Annotated in this window: 17 protein-coding genes and 1 tRNA gene; 5 read left to right on the plus strand and 13 right to left on the minus strand. The window is 56.1% G+C overall.

Features of this window, described 5'->3' with window-relative positions:
* Nucleotides 1-16: 16 nt before the first annotated feature.
* From THTE_RS16135 to THTE_RS16165, 7 genes are all read right to left on the minus strand, one after another.
* Nucleotides 17-988, minus strand: a complete 972-nt coding sequence (locus THTE_RS16135; protein WP_095416403.1) for a hypothetical protein — start codon at nucleotides 986-988, stop codon at nucleotides 17-19.
* Between the two features lie 278 nt (nucleotides 989-1,266).
* Nucleotides 1,267-1,689, minus strand: a complete 423-nt coding sequence (locus THTE_RS16140; protein WP_095416404.1) for a hypothetical protein — start codon at nucleotides 1,687-1,689, stop codon at nucleotides 1,267-1,269.
* Between the two features lie 73 nt (nucleotides 1,690-1,762).
* The gene (locus THTE_RS16145; RefSeq protein WP_157732173.1) at nucleotides 1,763-2,230 is read right to left on the minus strand and encodes a hypothetical protein; all 468 of its coding nucleotides are present in this window, start codon (nucleotides 2,228-2,230) and stop codon (nucleotides 1,763-1,765) included.
* A 20-nt stretch (nucleotides 2,231-2,250) separates the two neighbouring features.
* Nucleotides 2,251-2,697, minus strand: a complete 447-nt coding sequence (locus tag THTE_RS18730) for an RHS repeat domain-containing protein (protein WP_095416406.1) — start codon at nucleotides 2,695-2,697, stop codon at nucleotides 2,251-2,253.
* Nucleotides 2,698-2,866: 169 nt separating this feature from the next.
* Nucleotides 2,867-3,943 carry an RHS repeat domain-containing protein gene (locus tag THTE_RS16155; protein ID WP_157732174.1) on the minus strand — a complete coding sequence of 359 codons (1,077 nt, stop codon included), beginning with the start codon at nucleotides 3,941-3,943 and terminating at the stop codon, nucleotides 2,867-2,869.
* Between the two features lie 159 nt (nucleotides 3,944-4,102).
* Nucleotides 4,103-4,627 (minus strand): hypothetical protein, encoded by a 525-nt coding sequence (locus THTE_RS16160; protein ID WP_168175878.1) that lies wholly within the window; start codon nucleotides 4,625-4,627, stop codon nucleotides 4,103-4,105.
* 185 nt (nucleotides 4,628-4,812) lie between these two features.
* Complete coding sequence (locus THTE_RS16165; RefSeq protein ID WP_095416409.1) at nucleotides 4,813-6,045, minus strand: RHS repeat domain-containing protein; 1,233 nt, start codon at nucleotides 6,043-6,045, stop codon at nucleotides 4,813-4,815.
* Here THTE_RS16165 and THTE_RS16170 point away from each other — a divergent pair, their 5' ends adjacent.
* Complete coding sequence (locus THTE_RS16170; RefSeq protein ID WP_095416410.1) at nucleotides 6,046-6,357, plus strand: hypothetical protein; 312 nt, start codon at nucleotides 6,046-6,048, stop codon at nucleotides 6,355-6,357. It abuts the gene before it with no gap.
* 466 nt (nucleotides 6,358-6,823) lie between these two features.
* Here THTE_RS16170 and THTE_RS16175 read toward each other — a convergent pair whose 3' ends face one another.
* The 5 genes from THTE_RS16175 to THTE_RS16200 form a co-directional block, all read right to left on the minus strand.
* Nucleotides 6,824-7,525, minus strand: a complete 702-nt coding sequence (locus THTE_RS16175; protein WP_095416411.1) for an RHS repeat domain-containing protein — start codon at nucleotides 7,523-7,525, stop codon at nucleotides 6,824-6,826.
* A 61-nt stretch (nucleotides 7,526-7,586) separates the two neighbouring features.
* Nucleotides 7,587-8,075 (minus strand): hypothetical protein, encoded by a 489-nt coding sequence (locus THTE_RS16180; protein WP_095416412.1) that lies wholly within the window; start codon nucleotides 8,073-8,075, stop codon nucleotides 7,587-7,589.
* Nucleotides 8,076-8,088: 13 nt separating this feature from the next.
* Nucleotides 8,089-9,711, minus strand: coding sequence for an RHS repeat-associated core domain-containing protein (locus THTE_RS16185; RefSeq protein WP_095416413.1), 1,623 nt, complete (start codon nucleotides 9,709-9,711; stop codon nucleotides 8,089-8,091).
* A 535-nt stretch (nucleotides 9,712-10,246) separates the two neighbouring features.
* Nucleotides 10,247-11,164, minus strand: coding sequence for an RHS repeat-associated core domain-containing protein (locus THTE_RS16195; protein WP_095416415.1), 918 nt, complete (start codon nucleotides 11,162-11,164; stop codon nucleotides 10,247-10,249).
* Between the two features lie 338 nt (nucleotides 11,165-11,502).
* A tRNA-Ala gene (locus tag THTE_RS16200) sits at nucleotides 11,503-11,575 on the minus strand.
* Nucleotides 11,576-13,326: 1,751 nt separating this feature from the next.
* On the opposite strand from THTE_RS16200, the gene lexA reads away from it, so the two are divergent.
* The 4 genes from lexA to THTE_RS16220 all read left to right on the plus strand — a co-directional run bounded on the left by lexA (nucleotide 13,327) and on the right by THTE_RS16220 (nucleotide 18,174).
* Complete coding sequence (gene lexA, locus THTE_RS16205) at nucleotides 13,327-13,974, plus strand: transcriptional repressor LexA (RefSeq protein WP_095416416.1); 648 nt, start codon at nucleotides 13,327-13,329, stop codon at nucleotides 13,972-13,974.
* Nucleotides 13,975-14,115: 141 nt separating this feature from the next.
* Entirely contained in the window at nucleotides 14,116-14,787 is a 672-nt protein-coding gene (locus THTE_RS16210) for a hypothetical protein (protein ID WP_157732177.1), read from the plus strand.
* Nucleotides 14,788-14,798: 11 nt separating this feature from the next.
* Entirely contained in the window at nucleotides 14,799-15,161 is a 363-nt protein-coding gene (locus THTE_RS16215; protein ID WP_095416418.1) for an ASCH domain-containing protein, read from the plus strand.
* Nucleotides 15,162-15,609: 448 nt separating this feature from the next.
* Nucleotides 15,610-18,174, plus strand: a complete 2,565-nt coding sequence (locus THTE_RS16220) for a hypothetical protein (protein ID WP_095416419.1) — start codon at nucleotides 15,610-15,612, stop codon at nucleotides 18,172-18,174.
* Between the two features lie 228 nt (nucleotides 18,175-18,402).
* Here THTE_RS16220 and THTE_RS16225 read toward each other — a convergent pair whose 3' ends face one another.
* On the minus strand, nucleotides 18,403-21,795 hold the full coding sequence (locus THTE_RS16225) for a hypothetical protein (RefSeq protein WP_095416420.1): 3,393 nt from the start codon (nucleotides 21,793-21,795) through the stop codon (nucleotides 18,403-18,405).
* Nucleotides 21,796-21,837 lie beyond the last annotated feature (42 nt).

Raw genomic sequence — 21,837 nt, forward strand, 5'->3', positions numbered from 1 at the left:
CCCCCGTTACCCCTCATTATTTTTCCCCCAACCAGGGCACGAGCTTCACCAGCACGTCCAGAACATCGTCTGTAGGGGCCGTCCAAACCAGCGTGGTCCTGTTCTCGCTGGCAAAAACTTTGGCATGATCCATGAGCGCCACATAGTGCGGTTCATCCGCGTAATGGAGCTTGCCGATGGCCAATAGTCCCACCAGCGCATCTCGAACATTGAGGGCGATGTCGGCCCCTTCCACTTCAAACGTGGCCTGAACAAATGCCTGCCCCTGATGCTCTCCCAGCGCCGCGGTCAATCGCCGACTGCGGCGAATGAGCGGAGACATGAACTGCACCGAAAGCTGGTCCATGCTCCGCGCGTGAATCTGAAGATACGTACCCTGACGTACCTGGTAGAACGGATCACCGCTTCCAACTCCCTCCTTCGCCGCGCTCGTCGCGATTTCGTCCACCAGATCACCCTCCCGGCTCAGGACAATCCAATCGCCGGGGAGAAAACATCCATGGAGAAAGGCCCTTTCGCCCGCATCGTGCCATCGGTGGACAGTAATTCCCGCCACAGTGCGGGTGGCGTACTCTGGGTTGGATTTGATAAAACCGAGTAACCGCTCCTGGTTCACTTTCATCCGGACGAGGACAGCGCCCTTCTTTGGATCGAAACTCAGCCCCAGGAACGTCACCCCGTGCAGATCGTTTCTCAGATCGGCTTCCGCAAGCGTCGCAGCCGCTTCGATTTCCGCCCGATTCGGACTTCGCTGCCAGAAGCGTTCTAAAACCCGTCCCGCGCCAGGCGACTGCCGAATCGCATCGACGTCAATGTGCACGATCCACCGCCAACTTTTCGGAACCAGCCGCCAGTCCAGTTCACCGGCCGTCCCGCAAAGGGGGAATGATACCCCCCATCCCGCGAGGATGAGCGTCCAAATCACTCGAGTGGAAATACGGCGCCCGTGCATCATCATGCCATGACCTTTTTTCATCACTTCCGCCATAAGAGAGCCGTCACCAAGTATACACTCCAGGCGCCCAAGAGGTGACGGGAATTTCGAACTCGACTGCGAAAGAACTGCCCGACTGACAGCAAACCGTCCCTGGAAAAGACAAGCCAGCCAACGTTCACCCAGGCTAAAACCGAAATCGCGGGGAAAAGCCCTTTGTGGGTCTAATGGCAACGAACGAGCGTCCGCTGACCAAAACCAGACTGGGATGCGCGATAGAGGTGATGGCCCCGTCCTCGACCAAACCCTGGTCTTCTTCTATTCGTCGCTGATCACCTCCCACCGAAGCCCCGCGTACTCTCCGACGTCACCTTGCCGAAGGCGTCGTAGACGAGATGATTGACCACGGTGGTCATGTTGCTGCCCGGATCATACTTGGCGATGTCCCGGACCGTGTTCAAGTGGTCCGTCAAGGTCCACTGTACCCAATCCGCCGTGCCGCCGTCCACGGCTTCCTCGGCCAAAATTTGGTCCACCGCTGGACCCCAGAGATAACGCCATTCCAGATCACCTGTTTGAACCAGCCCGGAGCCCGTCCGCCGAAAGTCCATCACCACCTGGTTGCCGTCATAGGCCAAGTTCTGTTTCTGTTCGTAGTCACCGTCCCCGTTGAGGTCGGCCAGCTTCCGGACCAAGCAGTTTGCATGGTCGTACCAGCAACCCGGCGCCGGTCCAAACCAGCAGTAATACTCCACAAATCGCCATTTAAATGATAATTTCTACGGTCGGAAAAAGTCTGCTCCAACAGTTGCGCCCAGGTCAAACCGGCTACAACCATAAGAATTGCGAGTACAACGTGTCATACCAAACACTAAACGCGTATCCAACGTACAGCTTGTCCAAACGAAAATCTGGCTTGACCACTTCCCTCTCTAATTCAACGTAGCGTTCGGGAATCACAGTGCACGCCACGCTGTGCAGGTGATTGGGTTGGTAAGGTAGGATAACAATCTCTCCGGCTGTTAATGTGTATGCTTCGGTTGTAATCGGAATAAGCAGCGTTGGGCACATTTCATGCTGCCAGTACACTACCGCGGTGACATCAACATCCTGGGCCGCCTTGAAACGCTGCCCCTTATTAGGCAGCGGGATGTCTCGGGACTTGGCTAAAAATGCCTGCTGAACAATATCGCGCATGCGTTGCACCTCGGGTATTGCACTTTGATACTCCTTATCGCCTTCGCACCCCTGATCTCGAAATGACTGTTCCAATCGAAAGGCGAATGGTGGTAACATGCCAACAGCCTCTCAACACGCTAGCCAAGTCCCCAAGGCATTCCCGCGCAATACGATGCGTACACGGCTTCTAGATGTTTGGCCTCTCCACATCGTTGGTTCAACCTTGCCAGCAATGCCGCCTTCCAAACCGCTTCGCATGCAGCTCCCAAAGTGCGATGTGCTCGAAAATAATGAGAAAAGGTTCTTGCAATCTTTAGTGCATTTTCGCCGGCGGGAATCTGATTAAATGGCGGAATCAATTGGGGCGGTTCCACGGGAACCGGCGGGCGAGAAGGTTTAAACCAGTTCCACGGCCATGTCCAGTGACCTATCGGATCAATCTCCTCGAGCACCCTATTCCCCACATACCGATACAAATTCCCATCCCCGCCGGCGAAGCCGATCGGGTCCTCGCTCAGCCAGCGGCCAACCCGGGCATCGTACCAGCGGTTGAGGTTGTTTTGCAGTTGGGTGTCACTATCGATCGGTCTACCCGTGACTAATAATCGACTGTTACTGACAAATAATGATCAGTTCTTAAAGAAGAAAACATTCCCTGTCGCCGCGTTACTCTCCGACGTTACCTTGCCGAAGGCGTCGTAGATGAGATGGTTGACCACCATCGTCGCCCGCGATCAAAGCTCCTATCCCATCTTAAAATTCTGTAGCAGAATCATCAAACGGATTTGGTATCTCGCCGACAAGGAGCTTGCCAGCAGTAGTCAGGTGTGGGATCACATGTATAAGAAACCCGATCAAGAAATCACGGGTTTGCTCGGCATCCCACGCTTCGGGGTTTCTCACCAAGTTATACAGCGTTTCCAAATCCGAAAGCCAGTCAGTCATGTGGAAAACGAAATCAGCTTGCTTTTTTCGAAAGTCTGCATCTTCTTTCCCATCTTCGCCTATTTCAAACGCGCGAGCCAAGAGAGCTTCTAATTTCTGTTTTCTGCTCATACTTTTTTCTCCGTGCCGATTTTTTCTAGTTGTTCTTTCCAGAGCTTGATTTGAGGTTCCATTTCCTTCGCCGTTTTCTTTCCCACACACGGCAACATCTTCTCTATTCGTTTTATCCATCCCACGACCTCGCTTTTTGCAATGGTTGATAACAGGAGCTCCGGCCCGTTCGTCTGCAATTTTCGCAAAGTGTTCTTCGATCCGTCTCGAAAGCCCCGAAATAGTCTCTAAGGCCTTTTTGCGAGTAACCCCCGCGATGGGGCACACTAAATCCGAAGGATCAAAAGATTCGAAGCACTTTCGCTGTCCTTCCTCGTCGTATGGCCAGAATAACCAATCCGGCCACCACCCTGGTTTAGGCCGCGGGGGCGGCAATTCAATAGCGATTTGTAACCCAAGGGGATCGACTCTGCTCTGTGTCACATTCCCCACATACCGATACAAATTCCCGTCGCCACCGGCAAAGCCGATTGGGTCTTCGCTCAGCCAGCGGCCGACCGTAGCGTCGTACCAGCGGTGGAGGTTGTTTTGAAGTTGAGTGTCACTATCGAATGGTCTACCGGTGAATAAAAAGAGACTATCAATCGTCGGATTAGTCTCCGACGTGACTCGGCCAAAAGCGTCATAGATGAGATGGTTGACCACGGTGGTCATGTCGCTGCCCGAATCATACTTGGCGATGTCCCGGACCGTGTTCAGGTGGTCCGTCAAGGTCCACTGTACGGTTTCGTCAGCCCTGTTGTCAACATTTTCCTCAGCGAAAATCTGGTCCACCGCCGGACCCCAGAGGTAACGCTGCCGCAGGTGGCCTACCTGCATGTCGCCCGAGTTGGTACGCCAGAAATCCATGACAATCTGGTTGCCAGCGTAACGCCTGGCGATTTGCCATGAACATCCAACCTCAGCAGCTGCCTCACGTGCGGCGAATCTGAACTACCTTGGCGACGAAACCTCGACGCCGTCTACTGGGATGCCATCTAACACCAGACGCAGCTTATCCTTGGGGAGATTCTGTGGGATAAGCACTATCGCTCCATCAACGCGCAGCGCATGCACATACTTGTGACCGGCATAGAGCTTTCCAGGCCCGAAGGGTGACTCCCCTTTCCAGAGGGCTTCATACAGTAAATCGCGAGGTTCGGGAAACTTAATGCCGCATCCGGCGGATTCCACGATCAAAACAGCGGTGCGCGGAAGCGTATTTGGATCCCAACACCTTGGATCCTTACCCCGCACAAGCATCACGTACGAGGTAATCTCCTGGTTCGGATCCTTGCTGGCCAGCTTGTCCCAATAGCAATAGTGCCATCTGTCTTTATAAAATTCTTCCAGAACCTGCCGGTTATGGGCGCTATCCGATGCCTCTTCCAGGCGGTACCCGCGCCGGCGGCACTCACGATGGAGCACCCGCCAACTGTGAACCTGGCCGTTCGGACCCACAACGACAGGAGGCGGCAAACGGCCACCATTCTCCTCCCTATACCAGTCCAAACTAGACCTGATCAGCATCAGGTGGGCAATACACCGCCGCTTGAATGGAGTTTCACGGATAATACATCTTGCAGTCCAAAGAATGTACGTTAATCCTACCCCAAGCACTGCAATAGGGAGCAGACGCCAAACGACTTTTATCAGCTTTGGGTTTAGCGTCGCCATATCGGCCAGTCGAAGCATTTGGATAGGTACTCCTGTTTAGCCGGGATACCCGGTTGCGGTAAATAGATGCCACCTACGCTAATCACGCCCACTGAAATAAGCTCCGTCAGGTCCGTGACAAGATAGTTGTGTAGGGGATGGGCCTGCGGCTCTGAGGCGTAGACACCCATTTCTCCTCCCTTCCACGGATCAAGATACACAGTACAACATCCTGCTGGAGCTGGGCTAAACCTCTGCTGCTCTTCCACCGGAGGAACTGCGGAAAGAGCAATCCAATTGTGGGTCAACTCCTCACCTTCGACCAGCCCAACCCGTTCTATCCAAAAGCAACTACCAGCTTGCACAATAGGTGACAGATTCTCAAACACGATTGTCTGCCATTGATAACACATCCACCCATGGCGGTAGTGGCCAAACCAAGGGTTGGGCCTCCGCATGACGTCAAAGATGCGTACGAAAACGCGAGCAATCCTCACCGCTTCATTGCGACACTGCTGTTTCGTGCACTGGATACAGTGGCAATTCTCACATATCGACTTAATGACATCGTAGGCGTGTGAGAAGGCGTGGGGTGAAAACGTTGGTTCCCAGACTGGTTGGATCGGACGCGGGCGCATTACGCTTGGATGGTAGAATGGTCCGTCAAGACCGTTGGAGTCAATCCCAATTAGCGCCCGATTGTTCACATACCGATACAAATTCCCGTCGCCGCCGCTAAAGCCGATGGGGTCCTCGCTCAGCCAGCGGCCAACGCGGGCATCATACCAGCGGTTGAGGTTGTTTTGAAGTTGGGTGTCACTATCGAATGGTCTACCGGTGAATAAGAAGAGACTATCAGTAGTCGGATTACTCTCCGCCGTGACTTTGCCGAAGGCGTCGTAGATAAGATGGTTGACCGCGGTGGTCATGTCGCTGCCCGGATCATACTTGGCAATGTCCCGAACCGTGTTCAGGTGGTCCGTCAGCGTCCACTGTACAAGGTCGGGTGTGCCGCCGTCAACGGCTTCCTCGGCCAAAATTTGGTCCACAGCCGGGCCCCAGAGGTAACGCTGCCGCAGGTGGCCCACCTGCATGTCGCCCGAGTTGGTACGCCAGAAATCCATGACGATCTGGTTGCCATCGTAGATGAAGATCCGCCGCTGCTCGGCATGGCCGTCGCCGTCGTCATCGAGCCGCTTGTAGACCCAGCGGTTGGCATAGTCGTAGGCGTACTCGACCACATGATCGACCGCCGCGGCGTAGCTGGATCGGTGCTCCACCTTGGTGAGCCGGTTGCGGTGGTCCCAGGTGTACTGGGTGATGTCGGTGTCGCCCGCGTCAAGCTGCCCATTGGCGTTGGCGTCGATGAACCGGTGCGTGCGGTTTCCCTCGGCATCGTAGAGATAGCGGTAGGTGCCGTCGGAGAGGAGCCGATTGTTGGTGCCGGTGGTGTAAGTGCTACCATTGGCGGTAACGCGGTTGCCGTTGGGCTGCCTATTATCCCTTTCCAGATCACCAACAAACTAGGAACGGTGGAAGCGAGAGGGTGTTGATGACGTCCTCCACAAGTTGAAACGGCTTTTCGTAGGGGCCTTCAATGCTATCTACGTAAGTTATGCGACCTGCCGGACCAATAGTTATGTCCAAGGTTCCGCTATAGTTTCGCTCGAAGTAGCAGTCAACTACCCGATGGTATGCGTTTCCTCCCGGGTCGACCCAATCGACCTCCAGATGTGATTCACCCGAAGGGTTAATACGTGTCGTTACGCGCGACCCTTCGGCCAGATATGGCAAACAGGTGCGACCTCCGGTGTAGGAAAGCACCACATCCTGGATCGGTTTTCCCGAGTCGTTTTGAAGGGTCACGGAAACGCCGCTCGCGTATTGCCACTTGAGGAACAACAACACAGCAAACGCGATGACTGCAAAGAGCACAACAGCGCAGACAACGCCTTTCCATGTCAGTGGACCAGTTACCCTAAGATACAAGCCTTTCGGCCACATCGCCATCTGCTCCGATCAATAGCGTTCGTAGCTGTTCGCGGGTGGTGTCCCTCCAGGCGATAACTGAAGGCGGCCTTCATGAACTGCGCTTTCGCACCCGCGCGAGCAGTCTTCGTCCGATCTTGCAGATTTACCAATCTTCCTTCCCACAGCATTGTTGAACTGATCCATCGCCTCTTCGGCAGCTGGCTGATCATCTCGCGCGCAGTATTCATGGACGTCTGCAATTCGTTTCGCCACGTCCTGGCCAAGCCGTCTACACATGAGGCACGACCAATAGCAGTGCCGAAATGCATCTGCTGGGCCATTATGCAGTCCGTCCGGTCCACCTGGTAGGCGCTCGGCGACTCGCTGCGTTTCCCGAATCGCTTGGTGCGAAAGCCTGTTGGCGATCCACGCATTGATGGGACCGACAGCCCGAATCTGCGCCCATCCTTCACCGCATGGACACGGACTTTGCTTCAAACCGGTTGGGTCTTGAAAGCCTGTAGGTTTATTCCCCACATACCGATACAAATTCGCGTCGCCGCCGTCAAAACCGATGGGGTCCTCGCTCAGCCAGCGGCCGACACAGGCATCATACCAGCGGTTGAGGTTGTTCTGTAGGCCAGTGTCGGCATCGAAGGGCCGGGCAGTGAAGAGGAACAGCCAATCTGACTCGGCCTTCCTCTTACAAATTACTCTACCAAATGTTCGCCGAATCAATTCGTTAATCAACGTTTTTCTACTCGCCCAAGTGTTCGCTTACTTCTTGTAATGTGGCGATTAGAAGTATTCGTCAACCATTTCTCACATCATCATCTGTCGGCTCGACTTTGCCTAGCCATTCAAAATCAATATGGAGTTGCTCGTAAGACACAGCAAACGCATACCCCAGATAGTTTGGATCGTCGCGCATCGACTTCTCCACCACGTGGCACTCGAGTTCCTTATATTTCTCCGGTATCAACCTGCAGGCTACCGAAATACTATGGTCTGGCTCATAGGGCAGGATGAGTACGATCGAGGGATTCACTATATAGTCCTTAATCGGCATCGAAAAAAGGGCGCGGCCATCCGGAGACAAGTCAAAATACACGAGTGTCTTTAAAGCCACGTCTGACAAAGACCGGAATCGCATACCTTTGTGAGGAAGTCTCATATGCTTCGGCCTGTACCGAATTTGCTCCTCAATAAATCGCTTAGCTACTTTCACCTCCGGCAATTCCGGAATCTCACCTGTTGCTATCTGACCTGTGCAACTTTCTAATCTATCCACCCAGCGCACGGTGCCACCCTCCTCACCTAACCCACGGTACTGAAGCACAGTAGACTGCGAAAAGAGTTTGGAGAAACCGCGCCCTACTTCCGCTCAATTTCTGCTCGCAAAACATGGCATCATGGATTGCGTCACATGCAGCTTGCCAACTCCCTGCGCGCCGCAACCAATAACCGAAGGCCTGGGCTAGTTCCGTCGCGCTCATTCCGGGAGGAATTAATTTCGGATTTGGTGGTGGTACAAGCGGTGGGGGCGATTGCGGAAACGGTGGGCGAGAAGGTCTAAACCAGTTCCACGGCCATGTCCAGTGACCTATCGGATCAATCGCCTCGAGCACCCTATTCCCAACATACCGATACAAATTCCCATCGCCGCCGTCAAAACCGATGGGGTCCTCGCTCAGCCAGCGGCCGACACGGGCATCATACCAGCGGTTGAGGTTATTTTGAAGTTGGGTGTCACTATCGAACGGTCTACCGGTGAATAAAAAGAGACTATCGATCGTCGGATTACTCTCCGACGTCACCCGGCCAAAGGCATCGTAGATAAGATGATTGACCACGGTGGTCATGTCGCTGCCCGGATCGTACTTCGCGATGTCCCGAACCGTGTTCAGGTGGTCCGTCAGCGTCCACTGTACGAGGTCGGGGGTACCGCCGTCAACGGCTTCCTCGGCCAGGATCTGGTCCACCGCCGGACCCCAGAGGTAACGCTGCCGCAGGTGGCCCACCTGCATGTCGCCCGAGTTGGTACGCCAGAAATCCATGACAATCTGGTTACCATCGTAGATGAAGATCCGCCGCTGCTCGGCATGGCCGTCGCCGTCGTCATCCAGCCGCTTGTAAACCCAGCGGTTGGCGTAATCGTAGGCGTACTCGACCACATGATCGACCGCCGCGGCGTAGCTGGACCGGTGCTCCACCTTGGTCAGCCGGTTGCGGTGGTCCCAGGTGTACTGGGTGATGTCGGTGTCGCCCGCGTCGAGCTGCCCATTGGCGTTGGTATCAATGAACCGGTGCGTGCGGTTCCCCTCGGCATCGTAGAGATAGCGGTAGGTGCCGTCGGAGAGGAGCCGATTGTTGGTGCCGGTGGTGTAAGTGCTACCATTGGCGGTAACGCGGTTGCCGTTGGCGTCGTACTGGTAGCTCTCGTCGCTCTGGTAGTCGTAGTCGGCGGCGGTGAGCTGGCCCGTGGCGTCGCTGGTGTAGTCGGCCGTGCCGTCCACCGAGTTGATGTACTGCGTCATGCGATTGGCGGCATCGAAGTTCCAGGTGTATTCCACAAAGGTGGTCTGGCCGCGGAAGTGGCTGAGGCCCCGCAGTCGCCCGGCCTGGTCGTAGGTGTAGTCGGACTGGGCGACAAGCTGTGTGCCAGCCAGGTCGGCGTAACGGGTGAGGGAGACGAGCTGTCCGGCGGCGTCGTAGGCCAGGTCGACCCGCTTTTCGGCCACGGCCCGGCCGCCGGGCTGGGGACCCTGGGTGATCCGTATTACCCGGCCAAGGTTGTCGTAGGTCCACTGGTTGACGAACTCGGCCGTGCCATTGACCTGGGTTTTCAGTTCGGTGCGGCGACCGACCGCATCATAGGTCTGGTTGAAGGTCACCATGGGTGTCAGCCCCACGATGCTGTGGGTCAGTGTGATCACCCGGCCCAGGGCATCATAAGTGTACGTGTAGTCAGCCTCGACGTCGTCGACACTGGTGAGTTGCCCGACCAGGTCATAGCTGAACGCGATCGTTCGTTGACGGTTCTGGTCGGCCCCCTGAAGTGGCTGAAGTGCTCATTTCCGCCGCCGGACATTACGGGTTGCAGCGGCACATTGAAACAAGCGACGCGTAAAGCAAAAATTCTTCGCCACTACCAGGGTGGTCCGATCAGTCCCAATTCGTCCAAGATGAACGCAAGAAACCATATTATAGCGATAATCCAGCCAATCACACAGACAACTTTTCGAAGCAAGTGCCAAGTGTTGCACATCAGTACTAAGCATGCGATAGTTAATATGGCTGTGCATATTATACCAATGGGGCGGAACCGTCTTGTCCACAACATCCAACTCGTGGCTGTGATCGACCATATGCATATTTTTGCCAGCACGCTACGCGTCCGCTCGTCCACAAACCTGCGCGGTCCGTTCATCGCAGCAGTCCTCTTCAGGATGCCGAAGCATACATCCTCGCTTAATGCTCGGTGATATATCTGGTATAGTAGTTATATGTCCAGCTATTAGTTGAAAGCCACTCTATGGGTTTCGAGGCCTGCGCTCGCGGCAGCCACACGGTGGATGTTCCCAGCGACACGCATTCGCACCAGACTAACCATTTCCACTTGAACATCCAAAAACCCTCTACGTCGAAGAAGAGTTCCCCGACCCCACCGATAACTTGCCCCGCGAAAACCACACCTGTCCCCACGAACTGCCCGCCTTGCGGCGCCGATACGGTCAAAATCGTCGCCAATACACCACTCACAGTTGTCGCAATTTCCCAGGATGGCCCGTCGTTTTCGAGAGCGCGTCCGTCGTACCAGGTCACCTCCACCCCCTGGCGTCCACTGGGCAAGCGAATTGTATTGGCCACTATAACGCCAGGCCAAGCGTAGTCCCAAGCGTTCTGAGCTACCCAGGTCGTACCTCCCGAATAACTTGCATTTCCATGTTCGTCGCAGGTTGCATATGCAATGAGCTTGAGCTGGACCTCTACCGTGTCCCACCAGAACCAGTTCCAATTAACAATTTCCGCGCGGGCCCTGATCACGGGCCCAGCCGACAAATCCTGCAACCCGTAGGGATCGACACGCTGTACTATCCGGTTTTTCACGTAGCGTGACAAATTCCCATCACCGCCGTTAAACCCAATCGGGTCCTCGCTCAGCCAGCGGCCAACCGAAGCATCGTACCAGCGGTTGAGGTCGTTCTGCAGTTGAGTATCACTATCGAATGGTCTACCCGTGAATAAAAAGAGACTATCAATCGCCGGATTACTCTCCGACGTCACCTTGCCAAAGGCGTCGTAGACGAGATGATTGACCACGGTCGTCATGTCGCTGCCCAGATCATACTTCGCGATATCCCGGACCGTGTTCAAGTGGTCCGTCAAGGTCCACTGTACGGTTTCGTCAGCCCCGTTGTCAACATTTTCCTCGGTGCCGGAGAGAGCGTGGCCGAGCCGCTAGGTGAGAGGCGGAATCCACCGCCGGGCCTCGTGAACACAGCCGTCCGGACGTGCGGCTTCCTTTGCCGTCGTTGAACTCCCACCTTAAAGGTAGTGTGCGCATCGCCAGAGAGAGGGGCCGAATGTTTAAAGGGAACAGAATAGGGCAAAGAGCGTTCCCGCACCGAGTGGAAAAATAATGAAAAGTGGACCGCAAGACCTGCTCAATTGCGACGTTATGCAGCTCAAATCGCGTCGTAACTTATTGCCGCAACAACACTTGATGGAGGATAGGGGATTCGAACCCCTGACCTCTTGAATGCCATTCAAGCGCTCTCCCAACTGAGCTAATCCCCCACAAAACAAAGCCTCCAAACGGAGACCGCCGCTCTCGCGACTTTCACAATAAAGTTTACCCGCATGCCGGTCGTTGTACAACCCCACCTCTCCGAGCCCGGCCACGGGCCACGGACCACGGAGGGCACGAGGGCACGGGCCACGCGGCACGCTTGTCGTGCCCGGTGTCACGTGTGCGCGTGACGTTACCAACCCCGGTAGGGGCAATTCATGAATCGCCCGTACCGGTGAACCCTTATCGTGTTCGCTAAGCGGGCAACGTCCTTCGGAGGGGCACGCTTGTCGTGCCCGATGAAATGAAACGGATCATTCATCCTGAAAAACGGGACCTGACAAGCAGGTCCCTCCGTTGTGTGGATTAGATGTGTGTGGATTAGATGATCGGGTGCCCCCGACCGGTCTTTGTCGTGCCAGCCGGGCGGACAGCACGGTGGTGAAGACTAAAGCCTTCACCGAAAAGCGGCGATGAATCGCCGCACTCCATATGGAGTGCGGGGCTTTAGCCCCGCTTTCAGCGCGGGACTTCAGTCCCCGCTGAAACGGAATCCATGATCGGACGTTGACAAACGGACCTGACAAGCAGGTCCCTCCGGAGATATGGACCTGACAAGCAGGTGCCTCCGGAAAAAGGTCGGAGGGGCACGCTTGTCGTGCCCGGTGAGAAGGGATGGGTAATCAATCGGTGTTCGTCGGACCCGACAAGCGGGTCCCTCCGGAAAAGGTCCCTCTGGCGGTGTAGGGCCAATTCATGAATTGCCCCTACCGGTGGACGCTTGTCGTGGTCGCGGCAAAACACCGCCAACGGCACGGTTGTGAAGGCTAAAGCCTTCACCCAAAAAGCGGCGATGAATCGCTGCACTCCATGGAGTGCGGGGCTTTAGCCCCGCTTTCAGCGCGGGACTTCAGTCCCTGGTGAAAGTGAATGGATGATCCAACTTTGACTGACGGACCCGACTAGCGCCCCTTCCAATTCGGGAGTTTCGCGTTTTTGGTAGGGGCAAGAATTGGTCTTGGAGAATTCCCGGAGTTTAGACAAAAAGGGTCTCCACGTCAGGTTGTTCAAAAAGTCTCTCAATGACGTGGAGGCCGGAAAATGGACAAGCTTGATGTTCGCCTGATCGCCTGCTGCGAGCGACAAGAGCTCCATAGAATGAGACGACAATTGTCCGACCAAGTCAGTAGCCAGCAGCAAGCCATCCGGAGGTATTTGGCCTGGTGCAACGGCGGCCGCGTGCTAGCCGTCGAGCCTTGGCGATCGTCCCTCCGAAGAAACGCCCCATCCGCCCGCCGCGCGGCAGCCTAAAACGCGCGAAACTGTTCAACTGGAAAGGGCACTACTCACAACCAAACCGGCGTCGAGCGGCGTTTCACAACTAAAGAGTTCGCAGCAGACTCAACATACGCTATTCACAAATGCGAATGCCGTGAAGAAAAAAGGCAAAACTGATCAAGTGCGGTGGCTCTTGTGAGGAATGCCTTTTTCCAGTCTCTTCGTAACTTCGACGAGTTACGCGAACTGGGAACATCGCGACGGGCTCCGTGCAGGTTCGGCCCCACTTGACGCCCGCCGGCTGCATTGTACACTTGTACACGAAGAAGGTTCAGTGTAAATTTTGACCAGGACAGTTTTTCTGGGAGCCGGGCCAACGATATTGCAGATCTGCCGGAAGCGCGGTTCATGGTGATTTCGATCGCTAACCAAGCCGTGGGGCGGCTGGGCCGACGGTGGGGGTCAATCGCGAGGCACACTTATGAATCCAACAGGGTCAACTCAACACACATTAACACAAAGGCAACGCGAGATTCTCAACTTTATTAAGACCAGCATTGAACGACGCGGATATGCTCCGACAGTCCGGGAAATCGCCGCCGAGTTCAATATCCGCTCGCCCAACGGGGTGCGTGGGCATCTTCGCGCCTTGGAGGCGAAAGGATTTATCGTGCGGGATCCGCACCGGTCACGTGCCATTCGCGTGGCGGAACTTGGACGATTGGGGGCTCAAACTGGGAAGCGTTCCCAGCGTTCGGGCCTGCCTCTGGTAGGGCGGATTGCTGCCGGTCTTCTTCATGAGGCGATTGAAAACGCTGAAACGTTTGACTTTGAGAGCCTTTTTAACAATAAGAACGGCGATCTGTTCGTGCTCCGTGTTCAGGGAGATTCAATGATTGAAGCGCAGATTGCGGACGGAGATTATGTCATTGTGCGCCGCCAAGATGTCGCCGAACCAGGAAGCATTGTTGTTGCCCTGACGGACGAGAATGAAGCCACCCTGAAATACTGGTATCCCACCAAGCGTGGGGCAAAGCTGGTCCCGGCCAACAAGAACATGTCGCCGATCATTGTAAGAAATGCTCGGGTATTGGGGGTCGTCATCGGGGTGGTTCGCAAACTCGGTTGAAGGGGAATCGCTGTTGGCAACGGATGGTTTGGAGTCTTCTCTGACTTCTCTGCAAAAGGGGCGTCTTTCCGCATCCGTCGTTTACGGACCTGTGAACTTGGGCTAAGATGCAAACAGGTTGTCGCAACGGGTTGGCTGTCCGTGTTGAGCGTTGCGGAAGAGAACGAGATGGGCTTTCGGTTTTTCTGTCCTCAGGGCCATATCCTGGAGGCCGAGGTCGAACAAGCAGGCCAGGCCGCCGCGTGCCCCTTTTGTGGGACGGCGATGCTCATACCGTCGCCCAAGTCGTTACGCGAAGTTGGTCGTGGGGACCCGTTGGGCCCCGTCCATGAACAACCGGAACTTTGCGAGCCATCGCCGGTCATTTCCCAGGACGGCTTTTCGGTCCCCGGCCCGATAGACTGGCAGCGTCTCCCTACTTCCGCATCTGGGCCTTCGGCGGAAACTGCCGCGGGACCAGGGGAAGACGGCTTTGAGTGGTCGTCCGCGCAGCGGGAGGCGACTTCTTCAGCAAGTGCGGAGGCCGCTCCTGCGGTGTCCGAAGCCGTCCCGGAGGTCTATCATATCGTATGCCCTCAGGGGCATGTGTTGGAAACGCCCCGCGAGATGCTGGGCACTGACGCCATGTGCCCGTTTTGCCAGTCTGTCTTTCATCTGGCGTACGAAGCAAGTCAGGAGTACCAGGAAAAGCGGCGGCGGGAGATCGAGCTTGCAGAGCGGCGGGCGGCGCTGTTCTGGGTTAGGCTGGCCGTTGGGGCGGCGATTCTGGTGGTCGGCGGCCTCATTACGATGATCATCCTTGCACCCAAGTGATCAGGAAGCCCATGCTCCTTTTTAAGAAAAAATTCCTTGCCGACATCCGCGCTGGTCGCAAGACGCAAACAATTCGGGTATGGAAGTTTCGCCACATGCGGGCCGGACAGAGGAGCTACATTCCGGGGGTGGGGTATATCCAAGTCGACGAGGTGGAGGCGGTTTCCCTGGAAGATCTAACCGATGAGGATGCCATTCCGGACGGCTTTGCAACGGCGGAGGGGCTTCGAACGGAAATTCGGCGGATTTATTCGGAAGAGCAACTCCGTGAGCGCAAGGTTTTCCGCATTCGTTTTCACGTGCTCCCCGCCGAGGAGCAAAAGCGGGCACGCGAGGAACGCCGTCAGCGGCGGGCGGCGCAGTCAAACGGATAACGCCTTCATGCGGGCAGTTCGCTGAGGGTTGCCTTTGTTGTCAGTCGCAGGCGGCTCATTCCCGCCAAATTGGGGCGGTCTTAATTATTCCGTCGGTCCTGCTTGCCCATCGTATGTAAGGGATATCTTATCCGGACATCTTTCTTGTCCTGAGTGCCCCAAACTCATCTTTCGACGATCGTTCTTCAGGATAATCTGATTATCCAGCCGGGTTAAATTAACTTCTCGCTCTAGTTTTCCGATATGACCAACATGGGAATGCGCTGAATCGGTAATCGAGGGAAATTTACCAGTTGTATCGGTTGTGCTTAGGAGGACGCGGGTGACGATCGTTGGAGCGTTTCTGATGGCCTAACGGTTGTTACCTCACGATGCCGAAAACCCAAACAGGGACGTCTGCCATCCCAGAGCACACCCGCCGCAAGGACTTACCAAAAGGAGGGATGACATGAAAAGGCTTGGCGTTATACCGCTGATGGCGGCCCTTCTGGTCGCCTGGTCAGCGGCACGTGTCGAGGCCGGTTATTGCGGTGCCGTGCGATTGGCCCGCGCGACCACGGCCTGCGCTGTGGATGTGGGCTGTGCGCCCCAGCAATGCTACACGGTGCTGAAACCCCACCGCAAGCTGGTGTACGAGACCCAGCAAATCACCACGTATAAGACGTGCTTTGAGCGGGTGGTCGAACCTCGTCAGGTGTCTTACACCAAATACGTTCCCGAGATTCAGTACCGAGAGGTTGCCCGCACGGTGATGAAACCCGTCTGGGAAACTCAGACCCGGCAGGTGACCTACACAGTGATGAAGCCTGTGTGGGAGACGCGGACGAAGGAAATCTGCTACACAGTGATGAAACCCGTGTGGGAGACACGGACACGGACCTACACGGTGTGCAAGCCTGTGTGGGAGACCTGCACGAAGGAGATTCCCTATACGGTTCTCAAGCCGGTGTACGAGACGGTGACCAAGGAAATTCCCTACACCGTTCTCAAGCCGGTGTATGAGACCCGTCAATGCACCTACACGGTGATGAAGCCTGTGTGGGAGACGCGGACGAAGGAAGTCTGCTACACGGTGATGAAACCCGTGTGGGAGACACGAACACGGACCTACACGGTGTGCAAACCTGTGTGGGAGACCTGCACGAAGGAGATTCCGTACACGGTTCTCAAGCCGGTGTATGAGACGGTGACCAAGGAGATTCCCTACACTGTTCTCAAGCCGGTGTATGAAACCCGTCAATGCACCTACACAGTGATGAAGCCTGTGTGGGAGACGCGGACGAAGGAAATCTGCTACACGGTGATGAAACCCGTGTGGGAGACCCGGACTCGGACCTACACGGTGTGCAAACCTGTGTGGGAGACCTGCACGAAGGAGATTCCGTACACGGTTCTCAAGCCGGTGTATGAGACGGTGACCAAGGAAATTCCCTACACCGTTCTCAAGCCGGTGTATGAGACCCGTCAATGCACCTACACCGTCTGCAAGCCTGTGTGGGAAACCTGCACCAAGGACATCTGTTACACGGTGTATCGTCGGGTTCATGAAACCTGCTACCGTGAGGTCTGCTACACAGTCTTAAAGCCGGTGTACGAAACGAAGATGGTGAAAGTGTGCACTGGCCGGTGGGAGACGCAGATTGTCGAGAAACCGGGCCCCGTCGTCACCAAGTGCATTCAGGAACCCGGTGAATGGAAGTGGGATGCCACCAGTTGTCGCGCCTATTACTCTCCCGGTGGTGTGAAGAAGGTCCTCGTCCAGTGCCCGCCGGTTAAGGTGTGCAAGCGGGTTTGGGTGCCGGAGGTCAAGGAATGCCCGGTGACGACCGTGCGGTATGTCCGCGAGACCTGCGTAAAGAAGGTTCCTTATACGGTGTGCCGTCTCGTGCCGGAAAAGTGCGTGAAGACGGTCACCTACAAGGTATGCCGATGGGTGCCGGAGCAGCGGGTTCGGACGTACCAGGTGTGCAAGCTGGTGCCCGAGCAACGGGTGAAGACCTGCACGTATCAGGTCTGCCGGATGGTGCCCGAGCAGCGGGTGAAGACGGTGTGCTACAAGGTGCGTCGCTGGGTCCGCGAGGAGAAGACCTGCACCTATCAGGTGTGCAAGCTGGTGCCGGAGCAGCGGGTCAAGACCTGCACCTACAAGGTATGCCGATGGGTGCCGGAGCAGCGGGTTCGGACGTACCAGGTATGCAAGCTGGTGCCCGAGCAACGGGTGAAGACCTGCACATATCAGGTCTGCCGGATGGTGCCCGAGCAGCGGGTGAAGACGGTGTGCTACAAGGTGCGTCGCTGGGTCCGCGAGGAGAAGACCTGCACCTATCAGGTGTGCAAGCTGGTGCCGGAGCAGCGGGTCAAGACCTGCACCTACAAGGTATGCCGGTGGGTGCCGGAGCAGCGGGTTCGGACGTACCAGGTGTGCAAGCTGGTGCCCGAGCAACGGGTGAAGACCTGCACATATCAGGTCTGCCGGATGGTGCCCGAGCAGCGGGTGAAGACGGTGTGCTACAAGGTGCGTCGCTGGGTCCGTGAGGAGAAGACCTGCACCTATCAGGTATGCAAGCTGGTGCCTGAGCAGCGGGTCAAGACCTGCACGTATCAGGTGTGCAGGATGGTTCCCGAACAGCGGATCAAGACAGTCTGCTACAAAGTGTGCAAACTGGTCCCGACAACCTGCGTGACCAAGGGTTCCGTGCCGGGTGTGGAAGCCGGTAACCTGCACCAAGACCGTGTACGAGGTGCGTTGGGTGAAGAAGGTGGTGCCTTGCACGGTCACCCGCTGCGTCCCGCGAGTCGTCTGCGAGATGGTGCCGGTGAAGGTGTGCTGCCCCGTGCGGAAAGTGTGCTGCCCGACGGCTCAAGAAGCCTGCGCCCCGGCTTGCGATGCCTGTGCCGCCCCGCAGGGCGATCCCAAGCCGGTGGACGTGAAACCCGCACAGGTGGCTCCCAAGCCGCTCGACAGCCGGACCATCTGAACGGTCAACCGGAATCGATAACGGCCTGGTCCTAAACCTCCGCGGCCCAGTGAACCCCATCACTGGGCTGCGCTGTTTCTTGGCGACGCTCGCCATGAAATCCGCAGGTAAGATGCGTTCGCTTATCCTGAAAACCAGGCTGACGGATAAGCTCCTGATGGAGACATCGCGACAGCGTGTCCAGGAGAGGGTTTCCTATTGCAGTCGAAGCAACCCCCGGTCCGGCGGAAGCGGTCAATCGCGTCTCTCCAACAGTCGGTTTCTTATTGGAGCCGAAGCCCCCCCCACAATTCAGGACGATCGGGAGCGCCATCCCCTTTTGAGGCCGGCCAGTAAATTTCAGTCCGGCCCTGGGGCCCTGGTAGGGTGAGATTGACGTTTGCCCGCACGGTCCGCCCCGCTTCAGGATGCCAACTTTGAAGCCGGGAGCCGGGCAAAAAAACTTCCATCAGCCAGCCATCTTCTGTTTTCCGACTTACACCCCGAACCTCGGGCAGGTTGTAAATTGTGGCGGGAATTTCAGTCCCACGTTTCCAGCGACCGGCAAAGACCTTGCCAGTATCGAAAAGGGGGCAGAACCAGAATTGGTGGTCGGTCGCTTGGTAGGATTTTCGTGGTCGGGCATCTGATGCCGTATCGATAAACAGTTCCACGCACGTCTGCGCCCAAAAGACGCGGGGATCTGTCACTGCCCCACTGTGATTCTTGACATGAACCGCCAGGAAAACTCCGGCGGGATTATAACCCAGTGCCACCCGGACGGGGAACGCCGTCCCGCGAGCCGCCAGCAGCCAATCCGGTAACCACGCTCCAGACGGCCAATCTTCGAATTGTCCGTCGATTTTTATGTTTTCCACCAGGGGCAGATGCCAAAAGGGCACCGGGATTGTGGTCACGGCAGCCGTTTGCCCGTTCTCATCTTTCAGAAGAACCTGGGGCGGGGTGGACGGCAGGTCATGCGTGCCAATTGCCAAACGCAAGGGGATTTCCGTTTCCCGTCTGGCGCCGACGCGGAGTGGAGAGCGAATGGGTTCGAGTGTCCAGCCGGGCGGCAAACTGCCTTCCAGGACCAATGTCTTCTCAGATTGCGAATTGTTTCTGATTCGCACCGTCGTTGTGTAGTGGGTTGCTTCCTGTTCCAACGAACCAACAGATAGTTCCACGGAAGGAATCACGTGAAATTTGACGGGAAGCGTTTTTTTCGCATTCCCCGCCTGAACTACCAGGTCGAGCGAATGCTCCCGCTGGGAGAGTGAAATTGGGATTTCCACCGAGATGGGAATTGAAAGTTTTTCACTCGGTGCTACCGTGAATTCACCACGCGTTGGGCTCACCTTCCATCCCTCAGACGATTCCAAACGCCAGGACACCTGGAGGGTTTGGGAAGTCTGGTTGGAGGTGGTCCACACCAGTCGGCCCGTTTCCCCACAAACCGCGGAAAGGAGTTGCGGCGTTTCCCAGGTGAAGCCAGCTTCGACCACGATGGGATCATCCTGTGAGAACCCACTGATCCAGAGAGGTGCCGCACCAACGCGACGGGGTTTCTCAGAAAGCCGATTGCCGTACATGTCGTAAAACTCGGTGCCGGGCAAATCGACTTCTTCCTCGTCGGCGTTTTTCTGTGGTCGAAATACACACGCCCACAACCGATCTCCGTCTCGGATGACGTAGCCCTGCACATCTTTCGGAAGGTCGAATGTGCCTAGAATATGGGGATTTTTCAGGAAATGCGTGAGGGCGGCGAGCGCTGCGGCAGCCGGTTTGGGCTCATTCCGATAGTCGAACAGCCCACAGCCATCAAAATATGTGGAGGCTTTTTCCTTGTTGTCCCAGTCCCAGAACCAGAACATCTTATCAATGCCGCAGGCCAGGCCCATCAGGTATCCCCGTTGCAGGTAGATGGCCTGCTCTTTCTCAGTAACGACGTAGCCGGCACGCGTATCCCAGCCGAATTCGGTGATCCAGGCCTGACGATCACGTCCGTCACAATCAGCGGCTTTCGCGAATGCCCGGAGTCGGTCCGAAATCAGCATCATCTCCGATTCATCGCCTGGACCGTTCGCGTTTTCCACACTGCACTCGGGGGGCTCCGCGCCGCAGTAAAAATGAGCGTTGACCACGTCGATCTTCTCAAACGCGCCGGTTTGGATGCTCCGCTCCACCCATTCTGGATGGATTCCCGCCGTGCCCTGTTCCACGGCAAGGGAATCCGGCTTCATGAATTTGACAACCTCGGCAAACATGCGGTGATAAGCATGATAAGCTCGCCACTGCCGTGCTCGCTCCTCTTTTCCGTGATGGTAGTCGTACTCGTTGTCAAGTTCCCAAGCGGGAAAGTCCGGCATCGCCCACAGAATATGGACGAGGTCATATTTCCACTGCCGATCGGGTTCAAGTAATCCCTTCTGAACATAGGGATGAATGGAATCCCCCATGCAGGCAAGAAGCATGAGTCCTGCCTCCTGGATGCCTTTATTGATCCGTGGGTACCAGGGCCATCCGTTGTATCTGCCGTCTGCCCCGCGAGCATTGACCAACCATTGTCGGTTGTACGAATAATCGCGCACCCAGACCACGCCAATACGGCGGAGCGATTCGTAAGAGACCCCACCACTGGCGGAATGAATGTTCAGTCCCCACGGCGATCGCCACTTTTCGTCAGCCGATAAAGCATGCGGCTTGGGCACATAAATGAAACGAGTTTCAGCATGGAGCGCACCACCGGCGGATAGTTGTGCTGTGACCTTTACGAAAAATGGTCCGAACCGCGTTGGCGTCCACACCAGATCCCAGGCCTGGAGATCATGGAGTGTCGCAGAGTAATCGGATTGATGAAGAATCGTGCCCTGTTCATCGATGATCTGCGCACGGACCTTTATGGGAAGTGATTCTGTCCGCCAGCTGTCGCCAATAATTTGAAAGTTGACCGGCTCCGGTTCGGTAAACACGTTTCGAGGTGCGCCACTTGTGATCCGCAGTTCCAGCGGCCGATCGCCCGTTGGAAAGCCCGAAATATCGGTTTCCACTTCCATTCGATAAATCCGGAGTCGAGCGTCGCCCGCCACATTTTGCCGATTCCAGTTATGGGCGCCAATGGAAACGATAGAAACGGGGTGCTTCCAATTCTGTGGGATGGCAAACTCCAGTAACGACCACTGCCCCGTCGGTGCATTGAGGGGCCATTCTAGCTTCTTGCCGTTGAGGGCGTCCTTTCCTTCTCCATCGCGGAAATTGAGGATCCATGTGTAGTCGGGATGGATCGGCTTGACCCACAGTCGGACCTTTTTCAGTGTGCCCGGAATCTTGAGACCTGCCGGTTCGAGCGAAGCAAACTGAAAGCCGGTCCCATCATAATGGACGGTAATCTCCATGACGGGGTGGGTCGCTTCTTTCTCGGGCAAATCTTCTTTCAACCACTCAATCGTTGCGGTGGCACTGTTCCATGGGCCGGGTTGCCACTTGGCCGCCAGGGGCTGCGCGATATTCCGCGTGGCAATGTTCCCTGTTGGGACCGGAGATGTCTCTTCTGCGATTCCGGTGGCCTCGGCTGCAAAGAAAGCAAACCACAAGCCCAGCGTGATCAATCGGATAGTCGTGCTTGCCATGGTGGTGGTCTCAATAAAAAACCCCGCGGTGCCTGCCAGTCGCGATGACACGACGGACATCCTCAGGGAAATGCACATGTGTCACCGCAAGTG

This window comes from Thermogutta terrifontis (genome assembly GCF_002277955.1).
In the GTDB taxonomy this organism is placed as follows: domain Bacteria; phylum Planctomycetota; class Planctomycetia; order Pirellulales; family Thermoguttaceae; genus Thermogutta; species Thermogutta terrifontis.